Origin of the sequence: Bradyrhizobium sp. th-b2 (genome assembly GCF_000426785.1) — a bacterium.
Taxonomy (GTDB): domain Bacteria; phylum Pseudomonadota; class Alphaproteobacteria; order Rhizobiales; family Xanthobacteraceae; genus Bradyrhizobium; species Bradyrhizobium septentrionale.
In genome coordinates, this window is record NZ_AUGA01000123.1 from 1 (window position 1) to 9,629 (window position 9,629).

11 protein-coding genes and 1 pseudogene are annotated in these 9,629 nt (G+C 56.5%); 5 read left to right on the forward strand and 7 right to left on the reverse strand.

All coding sequences use genetic code 11. The annotated features are described in order from the left end of the window. From K359_RS0144855 to K359_RS0144875, 6 genes are all read right to left on the reverse strand, one after another. Positions 1-254, reverse strand: a 254-nt coding sequence (locus tag K359_RS0144855) for a helix-turn-helix domain-containing protein (RefSeq protein WP_029082405.1), incomplete at its 3' end; no start/stop codon positions are given. A gap of 91 nt (positions 255-345) precedes the next feature. Continuing rightward, complete coding sequence (locus K359_RS62515; RefSeq protein WP_156929064.1) at positions 346-504, reverse strand: hypothetical protein; 159 nt, start codon at positions 502-504, stop codon at positions 346-348. A gap of 194 nt (positions 505-698) precedes the next feature. Further along, positions 699-1,886 (reverse strand): PHB depolymerase family esterase, encoded by a 1,188-nt coding sequence (locus K359_RS0144865; protein ID WP_029084891.1) that lies wholly within the window; start codon positions 1,884-1,886, stop codon positions 699-701. 4 nt (positions 1,887-1,890) lie between these two features. Next, a complete protein-coding gene (locus K359_RS0144870) occupies positions 1,891-2,310 on the reverse strand; it encodes a CopG family transcriptional regulator (RefSeq protein ID WP_029084892.1) in 420 nt (139 codons plus the stop codon). Positions 2,311-3,016: 706 nt separating this feature from the next. Next, complete coding sequence (locus K359_RS60240; protein WP_084518798.1) at positions 3,017-3,268, reverse strand: hypothetical protein; 252 nt, start codon at positions 3,266-3,268, stop codon at positions 3,017-3,019. Positions 3,269-3,316: 48 nt separating this feature from the next. Then, entirely contained in the window at positions 3,317-3,691 is a 375-nt protein-coding gene (locus K359_RS0144875; RefSeq protein ID WP_029084893.1) for a CsbD family protein, read from the reverse strand. A 367-nt stretch (positions 3,692-4,058) separates the two neighbouring features. On the opposite strand from K359_RS0144875, the gene K359_RS66535 reads away from it, so the two are divergent. The 4 genes from K359_RS66535 to K359_RS0144895 all read left to right on the forward strand — a co-directional run bounded on the left by K359_RS66535 (position 4,059) and on the right by K359_RS0144895 (position 7,556). After that, a complete protein-coding gene (locus K359_RS66535; RefSeq protein WP_029084894.1) occupies positions 4,059-5,414 on the forward strand; it encodes an alpha/beta fold hydrolase in 1,356 nt (451 codons plus the stop codon). A 259-nt stretch (positions 5,415-5,673) separates the two neighbouring features. Next, positions 5,674-5,994, forward strand: coding sequence for a response regulator (locus K359_RS0144885; protein WP_051346797.1), 321 nt, complete (start codon positions 5,674-5,676; stop codon positions 5,992-5,994). Positions 5,995-6,167: 173 nt separating this feature from the next. After that, positions 6,168-7,160 carry a sensor histidine kinase gene (locus K359_RS55810; protein ID WP_165127684.1) on the forward strand — a complete coding sequence of 331 codons (993 nt, stop codon included), beginning with the start codon at positions 6,168-6,170 and terminating at the stop codon, positions 7,158-7,160. A gap of 204 nt (positions 7,161-7,364) precedes the next feature. After that, positions 7,365-7,556 carry a CsbD family protein gene (locus tag K359_RS0144895; RefSeq protein WP_029084896.1) on the forward strand — a complete coding sequence of 64 codons (192 nt, stop codon included), beginning with the start codon at positions 7,365-7,367 and terminating at the stop codon, positions 7,554-7,556. Between the two features lie 188 nt (positions 7,557-7,744). Here the strand turns inward: K359_RS0144895 and K359_RS62520 are convergent, their stop codons facing one another. Continuing rightward, complete coding sequence (locus K359_RS62520) at positions 7,745-8,734, reverse strand: hypothetical protein (RefSeq protein ID WP_156929065.1); 990 nt, start codon at positions 8,732-8,734, stop codon at positions 7,745-7,747. A 628-nt stretch (positions 8,735-9,362) separates the two neighbouring features. Between K359_RS62520 and K359_RS0144910 the strand changes: the two are divergent. Then, positions 9,363-9,629, forward strand: a pseudogene (locus K359_RS0144910) (hypothetical protein); the annotation flags it as partial.

Consider the following 9,629-nt stretch of genomic DNA (forward strand, 5'->3'; position numbering starts at 1 on the left):
TCGGCGAGCGTGATATCCGGCTTCGCTGTCACTGCCTCCAGAATCAATTGCGAATGCGCTTCGATGCGCTGCGATTTGCGGTCACCGCCCTGGCGTTTAGGAACGATGTCGCCAACTTCCTTGAGGCGACCGCGCCAGCGGATCGCACTGGCCGCGCTGACACCAAAGCGCTCAGCAGCCTGTCGACAGGACATGCCACCGTCAATCGCGGCTATAACCCTTTGACGAAGATCAACCGAAAGCGCCCTGGCCATACATGCTGGCCTCCCTCGCCAGCATGCAGCTTGAATCTGACTCGCGCCGTTTTGGGAATCCCCACCCGATTCATTCCGGTCGGAAAATGCTCTAGGTCATCGCAAGGCGCGCTTTCAGGCGCGGCGTCATCCAATTCAACAATGCACGCTGCTTGATCGGTACCAGCTTCCGCGGCGCGTGGACAATATGGACCGGCAGCGGCTCCTCCAGCACGATCGCAAGTTTGCCAGCGCGCTTCGCGCCGTCCATCTCGTACGACATCACCCGCGTCAGCCCGCGCGAGCAGACTGGGACTCGGGCTGGGCCTTTATATCACTTCCCAAATCGCGGAAGCGGATGACTGCGCTCTTAGCATGACATCGACGCTGGCGGAAACCGCTTCACATTCACGATGTCACTTGGTTAATCGAACGCAATCGTCACCAACGCCCGAGTGAATCCCGCTAACCCGCGAGTGAATGCTCCAGGAAGAAACGCAGCATTTCCCTCGTGGCGTCAGGTCCTCGAGGATCGGTGTGGGAGCCGGCGGGGCTCCCTCCCGACCAGGCGTGCCCGCTACCGTGAACGTTCCAATGCTCAGCAATTGTCCGTCCGACCGCATCGGTAAGGATAGTGCGGGTATAACCATGCCCATTGGGCACTCTTCCACGAATCACGTTCGTTGTGAGATTGGTGGCCTTGGTTGCCTGTTGTAGAATTCGGTCACCATTGATCGGGTGTACTGTGGCGTCGCGATCGCCATGAAAAACGATGGTCGGTACAGAAAGTCCATCATCCGTTGTTGCTTCCGCCCTCCCTCCCTGCCGCATGGCGAGGAACGCGGAGGGAAGATCGCTGGCGGCTCCGCAGGCAAGACCGGAATGTATCCCGACTGCCGCGTACAAGTCGGCGTGCGTCGCTCCCATGACAGCGGCAGCGGCCCCGCCAGCGGACAACCCCCCAACGTAAACGCGCTTCGGGTCAATTGAATAGTCCCGCATGATTTGGCGGGTAATACCGGCGATCAGCGAAGGTTCGCCGCCGCCCCGCCGTTGGTCGCCTGTACGAAACCAGTTCCAGCATTTCGACTGATTGGCCCCACTGGACTGCTCCGGATAGACCACGAAGCAATTCTGCTCTTCCGCCAGGAAATTCATCCTCGTGCCGGTCGCGAAATCCTCGGGCGACTGGGTACAGCCGTGAAGCATCACCACCAGGGGAGTTGCCTGTCCTTCATAACGGCTTGGGATGAACAGTTTGTAGGTCCGGCTTCCCTCGGCGCTTTTGAACGTGCCTTCGATGAAGCTTGCGCCATTGGGCGCGATATCCCACGCGGATCGCGGAGCACGCCCGGCGGGCTCCCGCAGACGAAGCCGCAATGGTTCTTTTATGCTGTCGAAGCGCGCCCGGCTATTGGCTCGCGGAACACCCGGGTAAGCCTGCGTGGGTCCGCTGTCGCGCTCCTCGACGACGTTGGCATTCAACTCGATGGTTGGCGGTTCGAGCCTGGTGGGTGTGGCATGGGCGGCGCTGCTGAGCGGTTGTGGGGCGCTCTCGTCGCCAAGCATACGCTGCAGCAGCGCGGTAGCCTCGACCAGTTGGCCCGCACGTGTGAGACGCGTCGCCTCGCGAATTATTTGCTGATTTAGCATCTCATCACCTTATTCTGTCGACGAGCGCGGCCTTGACCGCTGGAGTGGCATGGAAAGCCCCCAACACCGAAACTGAAGCAATCGTGGCGCGGGCGAGTTCGGGCGTGACGTTCTCGGCGATAGTCGCCAAGCCAAGCACGTTGATATGGAGCGTCTCACCAGCGCGCTGCGCCGCTTCGAGATCTTCGCGGCTGAAATTCCTAAGCCCCAAGTCCAGATTCTTCCGAACCGTTGATTGCCTCAGGACGTCCGCGTGTCGCTCGAGTTGGTTGCGGATCGCTGTCCGTATGAAATCGGTCCGGTTCGAATAGAACCCTTCCCGCACCATCAGATCGACGTGGCCAAGATCGACATAGCCAAGATTGACCGTGATTTTCTCCGTGTCAGGTATCCTGGGTCGCAAGTCGCGGACGTTACTCGGCATAATATACCTCAACCATCCATATGGATGCCCACTGGATGGTAAATGTGTCCCGTTCGGGCAATTTCAAGGGATAGTTTGTCGCTCGCTTCAGACTGGCGTTCTGCTGCGTGGGCGATGCCGGACACTCTGACGCAGGATCCGACGCGCGGTTTTGAGCGCGATCAAACCCGTTCCAATCCACATGCGGAGCGTCGACATTCTCTTATCGGGGATTTGAAAGGCTTTCGCGACGCGATTGACCGGCAGCCGAGGGCCGCGAGGAAGAATCGGGGCCTGCCGAGCTTTGGCCCACGCTTTGCCGCTGCATAAACATCCCGCTCGTTGTGGCACCGGCTATGAGGAGACATCGGAGTTCGACGCCATTCCGCTCCGATTGATTTCAGTGTCTAGTGAGAAGCTTTTCTGGGTGGTCAATCGTACACATTCGACCCCCGTCACAATCATCCTCGTATCGGTCGGATTGTGATTGCGTGAGGCAGCAACGCCGGCGATGTCGCGATTTGAACCGCCTATGGTTTCGCTCAACTCGAACGTTTTTCAGTATCTACTGACAAGCTGAGTGACGAAAGCGATGACGTCACAGAGACCAACGTGAATCAATTCCCACCCTACGTCGAAGCTGCAACTCGCTTTTAGAACGGTAGACCCTGCTTGTGCTCACGTCGAGATAGTCGCACGCATGCAAACACCTCAAATCGGAGCACGCTTATCGACGCCGGGCTACAGCAACTCCAATCAAGAAAGCAATCAACAGCGAACCAAGGGGCGCTTCGCGGGCGATATTACTTAGTATACTCAACGGCATTCCCGGGCGACGACCAGCCTCTATCGCGCCACTCACTCGGTTGGCAGTATCTTTCACGACCTCTGAAACTTCGGCGAACGTGGATTTCGTCTCTGGAACGGGATCCAAGCCGTCGTAGATATAAGGTGGCTTCGGGCTATCATCATCGCTCATGGTCTGTATCCCAAGGCGCTAGATGGTGCGCCGGTTTGTCTGGGTTATCTAGCCGAGATAGCGCGTCCGAGGCGGCGAGCGCTGTGGCTGTCGCGTCAACAACAGGCCAAGCGCAAAGCCTACCGCGCTTGCGACCAGCATCGCGCCAAGTGGATTTTCCTCCACTTTATTCGCAATTGCCTGCGTGCCGTCGCGGAATGCATCGCCGCTATTTTCGTAAGTGTCCTTCGCATAGCCGACGGCGGCGTCTGAGGCTTGGCGCGCCGCGTCTTTAGCCTGGCCGTACAGGTTCTGCGCAGTGCCCTTCCCATCGCGGAGTTGGCCCGCTGCCTCCGTTTTCGGGTCGCCAGGGATGTTGCCGACAGCGCTCTCGACCCTACCGGCAAAATCCTTCGCCGGGCCGACGATCCGATCCTTGTCCATGTTGCACCGTTCCAGAATGAAGTCGCAACGGACCAATAGTTAGCTTGAGTAACGGTTCCTCTTAAGTCCAAACAAGGTCCTGAAGTCCTGCCAAGGGCCATAAGGCGGCATCGGTTAGAACTGGTGGTGCGTCGGTTATGGCCGGGGACCGACCTGCTGACATTGAGTGACTCGAAGGTTACAATTGCGGATCAGTAGAGGTTGGTCCGCCCTATCTTTTGAAAGCGAACGGCCCATGTCGCGTTTGATGCATCGAAGTTTGGCACGGCGTAGCGGAGTTCTTCGCCATGGAGCCTCTGCTTCGGAGCGGAAGAAGGACATTTTCAACGGCTTATGAAATTAGAGGACTGCTATTGGAGGACATATCATGGAGCGTAGACTCGCAGCAATTTTAGCTGCCGACGTGGCTGGCTACAGCCGTCTCATGGGCGTCGACGAGGAAGGCACGCTCGCGCTATTGAAGGGGCACCGGAAAGCGCTAGTCGATCCCAAAATCGAGGAACATCGGGGACGTATTGTCAAGACCACGGGGGACGGCATGCTGGTTGAATTTGCATCCGTGGTTGACGCAGTCCGATGCGCCGTTGAGGTCCAACGCGGGATGAGCGAGCGGAACGCAACGGCAAGCGTCGACAAGCGGATCGAGTTTCGAATTGGTATAAACCTCGGCGACATCATCAGCGACGACGATGATATTTACGGCGATGGCGTGAACATTGCCGCGCGGCTTGAAAGTATAGCCGAACCGGGTGGAATCTACATTTCGCGCCAAGCGCACGATCACTTGCTCGAAAAACTCTCGTTCACCTGCGCGAAGCTGGGACTTCGAAACCTAAAAAATATCGCGAAGCCCGTCGAGGTCTATTCGGTCAACTTCAGTTCAGTCAGCATGACGCAGGAAATCAAATATTGCCGAGCACCCGATGGCGTACGACTTGCCTATGCAACCGTAGGGCATGGTCCCCCCTTAGTTAAAGCGGCGAACTGGATGAATCACCTTGAATACGACTGGGAAAGTCCAATCTGGCATCATGTGCTGGAGGGATTGGCGAGAAATCATTCGCTGGCTCGATACGACGCTCGAGGCAACGGCCTGTCCGACTGGGATGTCGATGAGCTTTCTCTGGATGCATGGGTCAGTGATTTAGAAACCGTAGTCGATACCCTTGGGATTAAGCGTTTTCCGCTTGTTGGCGTCTCCCAAGGCTGTGCGATATCCATCGCTTACGCTGTTCGACATCCAGAGCGCCTTTCTCACCTGATCCTATATGGCGGTTTTGCATTGGGCCGCAACAAGCGATCGCCGGAGGAGCTTGAGAAGCGGAAAGCGATGGGGACCTTGATCCGCCTTGGCTGGGGCATGGATGATCCGGCATTCCGTCAAATGTTCACGTCGCAGTTCATTCCCGAAGGCACAAAGGAACAGGCTGATTGGTTCAATGATCTTCAACGGAAGACCACATCACCCGAATGCGCAGCTCGATACTTTGAAGTCGTAGCGGACTTCGATGTGCGCGAATTGCTTCCGCAGGTGCGCGTTCCAACTCTCGTCATGCATGTACGCGGAGATCTTATGGCTCCCATCGATGCGGGCCGTCAAATGGCGGCCGCAATCCCTGGGGCTCATTTTGTTGCACTTCCCGGGCGAAACCACCTCTTTCTGAAGCACGAACCTGCCAGCGCTCGCTTCTTCGACGAATTCAATCTCTTTCTGACTAGGTGATATTAGCCGGAAACGTCGCCGCCTAGCGAACAAGAATCGCTTCGGGTCATTAGCAGGCAGTGAGATTGACCGTCTCACGTCCGCTCTGGGTCAAACGCCGAAGTCAGAGCGCCGTGACGTCCCCGCCGTTTAAGAGGGGCGCGGTGAGGAACCAATGATCCCGCCAACGCTTCATTGCTCAGGAGTAGTACTTGATTTGGCGTATTCCCAGAAGCGACCAACCGTGGTCCTGATTGTCGAGGACGAATTCCTCATCCGCATGGATGCGACGGATATGATCAGATCCGGCGGCTTCGAAGTCGTCGAGGCGAAAGACGCTGACGAGGCTATCGAAATTCTTGAGCACCGCCCCGACATCACAGTTATTTTCACGGATGTCCATATGCCTGGTTCCATGGACGGTCTGAAGTTGGCCGCGGCCGTTAGGGGTCGATGGCCGCCCATTAAGATCGTTGCGACATCTGGGAGAGCGAACCTGGGCGCTGACGATCTACCCTCTGGCAGCCGCTTTCTTCGAAAACCGTACAGCGCGCGAGAAATCGTTAGCATGTTGCGCGAGGTGACCAGCGACTCCTTATAGGAGTGTCGGGCCCGGAACCAACTGCTTCAGAGCCGATTGCAATAGCTGGTGAAATGTTCCCGTGCTCAATGTCCCGAAGCAAACCAAGGAAGTAGCGTCTAGTCCCGATGTCAAAACGACCCACCTCGCCCGTCAGAGCGCTAAAAGCAGAGTTACGCGCGGCTGGCGCTGGCTTGGCTGACAATGATGATCTTCTGCGCGGTGTCCTCGAGGGCAGCGGCGACTGCATCAAGATTTTGGACTTGGACGGCCATTTGCAGTTCATGAGCGAGGGCGGCAAGCGGGTAATGGAAGTCGAGGACTTCGGGAAGCTTAAAGGCTGTCCCTGGCCTGACTTCTGGGCTGGCGCTGGAAACGCGGATGCACGGGCCGCGGTCGAGACCGCGAAAGCAGGTGGCACCGCCCGGTTCAGGGGAGCGGCGAACACAGCAAAAGGAAATCCGAGATTTTGGGAAGTTCATGTGTCGCCCATTATCGGCGAAGATGGGAAACCATCGCAAATTCTTTCAATCTCGCGGGACATTACCGAACTTGCCGAATTCCAAGAGCAACAGAAGTTCCTAACCGCCGAATTGCAACACCGCATCAAAAACTCTCTCGCGATGGTGGCGGCTATCGCAAATCAGACTATTCGCGGCAACGACATGGAGGCGGCCCGAGAAGCATTCACGGCGCGGCTTATTACGCTGAGCCATGCGCACGATATTCTGGTTCAAACGAGTTGGACCAGTGCGCCGATCAAGGACGTAATCGAGGGAGCCCTAGCCCCTCATCGACCCAGTCAAGACCGCATTGATGTCAGCGGGCCCGAAATGCTCTTGCCGCCAAAACCTGCCTTGGCAATCGCACTTGCGATACACGAACTTGCTACGAACGCCGCGAAATACGGCGCGCTTTCCAGCAGTGAAGGCAAAGTGACGATTCTGTGGAAGACAAACGCTAGCGCATCAAATTCCAGCTTTCAGTTCGAATGGGTTGAGAAGGGCGGACCTCGCGTCGTCGAGCCCGAGCAGTCGAAAAGAGGGTTCGGAACGCGCTTGATCGAAAGACTGTTGAAGAACGATTTCGGGGGCGAAGTGGTACTAAACTTCAAACCGGATGGCTTGGTCTGCACGCTCAGCGCGCCTCTGGAAAAGCTGATTACGCCCGAATATTCGAAAGCCTGAACGGATAGGGTCAATCGCGTCTTTTATAAAGTCAGCCAGCTACTTCCGGTCCGCCTTCAGCTTCGGAGATGTCGTTGCACCGCGCTGGCTGGCGCGATAGGCCAGAACTGAGAAGTCACCCTGCGCAAGACAGACGCATATTCTCGTAGGAACTGCTGCACAACACTTTCGTTGGCCCGTATCCTAGACAAGAGGAACACGATCATGGATCGCGAACATGTGAAGGGTGCAGCCGACAAGGTAAAAGGCGCCATCAAAGAAGGCGCTGGCAAGCTCAGCGGCGACAAGGATTTGGAAGCCGAGGGCAAGATTGATAAGGCCAAGGGCTCCGTCCACAACGCAGCGGGAGATATGAAGGATGCGGCGCGGAATGCCGCGGACGCCCTCAAAAAGTAAGCAATCGAGATGACTGAGATTTGGCCGCTTTCGGGCGGCCTTTTCTTTGCTGCAAGTCACTTCGGCTGAACAGCCGCTCAGGGAGGCGAGTTGCTAGGCCAAATACTGGCTCGACGAGCGCTAGCTTGTCGGGCTAGGTCGCGGTCTATCCTTAGGCCTGCAGAGCGGCAGTTAATATTGCGACTGGCTTATCCTCGTTTTGCCTTCTCCGCTGCGGGTGGCAGCGATATTCGGAAGACATTAAACCCTGGAAATTTGGCTCTCCATGCCTCAGCTGCAGTTTCATTGAGTATCGTGACCACAGCGGCTCGCACGTCTCCGTCTACCACGCGAATTACCGCCATTTTGCTTTCTTCACTCATCTGAATGTCGACACCTGCCGCTGCTACGATCGCACTCCTCACTTCCTCGACGGAATAATTCGACGGCGTGTCGTCGATCGCAATGATATTGTTTCTAAGATCGGATACCGTTTTGATTTCAGGTTGAACCAACAGAATCGCGACGTAATTGTCGCTATATCCCTGAGGTTCGGTCGAACTCATGGGTTGATCATTTTTGTTCGCGGTCGCTTTATTAGCAGACTCTTTTGCCGGTTCTTCGGCAGGGACAGTCGCTGTCTCCGCGATAGCCGAGGGAGACAACACCTTCTCGTTCTCGGACGGAATGTCTTGACCTGCTTTGGCCGTTGCAAGCGATGACGACGTGATATCTCCAGTGTCGCTGGGATGAGAACCTGGCGGCGCCCCGTTAGTGGCCGTTGGAGCGGCACCAGCAGTCGGCATTGGCGCGAGCGCTGGCGCAGTTCTTTTGGCGATGCGAGACGATTTGGGCGCGACTTTGGCTCGTGAGCTTTCTTGGGCCTTGGACTTAGTGTCTGAGTTTACCGATTTCTGCGTGATAGGAACTGGCTGGGAAAGAAGCTGACGAGACCATGCCATGTAAGCCTGGCAAGCAAGGTTGCATGGCAATCCATCGATATAGACGGTACCGGGAGAATCGAGCGGCGCCGCCGGCGCAGAGGTTGGCACGAGCAGCAATGCCGACATCAGAGGCAGCAGTTTATGCATGACTAAAACTCCAAAACGGAAGAACACGCACTGCCCACAACATGTACGATCATCCAATCCGGGAGTTTCGCTGAGCGGATTAATAGTTTTGCTGGTTCCAACGGCCATGAGAAGGCTCGTATTTCCCGGGGCGAATGATTTGACTAAACAACGCAAGCAGGCCGCTACATGGACGACGTTTCGGCACGTAAAACCGCTAACAGGCCCCGGATTATTATTTGGACCGATCGCAGGATAGATGCGCCTAAATTGCAGCTTTGAAGTCTTCCAGCGCGTGCAGCGACTGCATTCATCTCGCCCCGCTGTACATCTGCTCTTTGGTCTGTCTGCTTATTTTAACGCTGCGCAATTGCGTGATCACAAGCCGATAGTTTTGGAAGGTTGCTCGATTGAGAATGACCATCCTCATTCCTGGAGGAGGTCACGATGACCGAGTTTTCGAGTGCCCCCGACGACGCTCGAAGTACGGTCCCTGCAACCAAGGGAATGACCGTCGGAGCGGCCGCCTCTCCGTCCCATGCACAATTTGTCGCTAGGGCTCAGCTGCGGGTCGAAGGGGAAGCCGGGGCTTGGCGCCGTTCAACGTGGCGGAACGACTGCTAAGTGCCTAATGCGCGCGATGGTCTGTTTGGTGGCTTCGCTCAACACCCCCAAGGACTTGCGCCCGGTTCCCCAATTTTCTAGCCGGCTTCCAGGAACACATCCTCCAGGCCCGCTTTGACCCGCCGGAGGTGTCATGACCCGCGCTTGGAACACACCGATTTTCATGGTCGCGTTCATCTACTTCGTCGCGGACGCCGTCTTTTCCTATGTCACACGGCCGATCACCGTTTGGATGGCCAGACAGAGGCTGCTGCAACGCGCGCGGCTTTGGGTTGCTTCGTTGCCGCCGTATCCTTCGCTTGTCCTTTTTTTGGTACCGATCATCATCCTTGAGCCAGCAAAACCTTTGAGCGGCTACTTGATCGGGACCGGGCATTTTTTCGCAGGAGCTGTCATTTTT

What these genes read in the sequence shown, in the direction of transcription:
- K359_RS62515 (WP_156929064.1), bottom strand. Translation starts at nt 504, where the DNA reads ATGGACGGCGCGAAGCGCGCTGGCAAACTTGCGATCGTGCTGGAGGAG.
- K359_RS0144865 (WP_029084891.1), bottom strand. Translation starts at nt 1,886, where the DNA reads ATGCTAAATCAGCAAATAATTCGCGAGGCGACGCGTCTCACACGTGCG.
- K359_RS0144870 (WP_029084892.1), bottom strand. Translation starts at nt 2,310, where the DNA reads ATGCCGAGTAACGTCCGCGACTTGCGACCCAGGATACCTGACACGGAG.
- K359_RS60240 (WP_084518798.1), bottom strand. Translation starts at nt 3,268, where the DNA reads ATGAGCGATGATGATAGCCCGAAGCCACCTTATATCTACGACGGCTTG.
- K359_RS0144875 (WP_029084893.1), bottom strand. Translation starts at nt 3,691, where the DNA reads ATGGACAAGGATCGGATCGTCGGCCCGGCGAAGGATTTTGCCGGTAGG.
- K359_RS66535 (WP_029084894.1), top strand. Translation starts at nt 4,059, where the DNA reads ATGGAGCGTAGACTCGCAGCAATTTTAGCTGCCGACGTGGCTGGCTAC.
- K359_RS0144885 (WP_051346797.1), top strand. Translation starts at nt 5,674, where the DNA reads ATGGATGCGACGGATATGATCAGATCCGGCGGCTTCGAAGTCGTCGAG.
- K359_RS0144895 (WP_029084896.1), top strand. Translation starts at nt 7,365, where the DNA reads ATGGATCGCGAACATGTGAAGGGTGCAGCCGACAAGGTAAAAGGCGCC.
- K359_RS62520 (WP_156929065.1), bottom strand. Translation starts at nt 8,734, where the DNA reads ATGGCCGTTGGAACCAGCAAAACTATTAATCCGCTCAGCGAAACTCCC.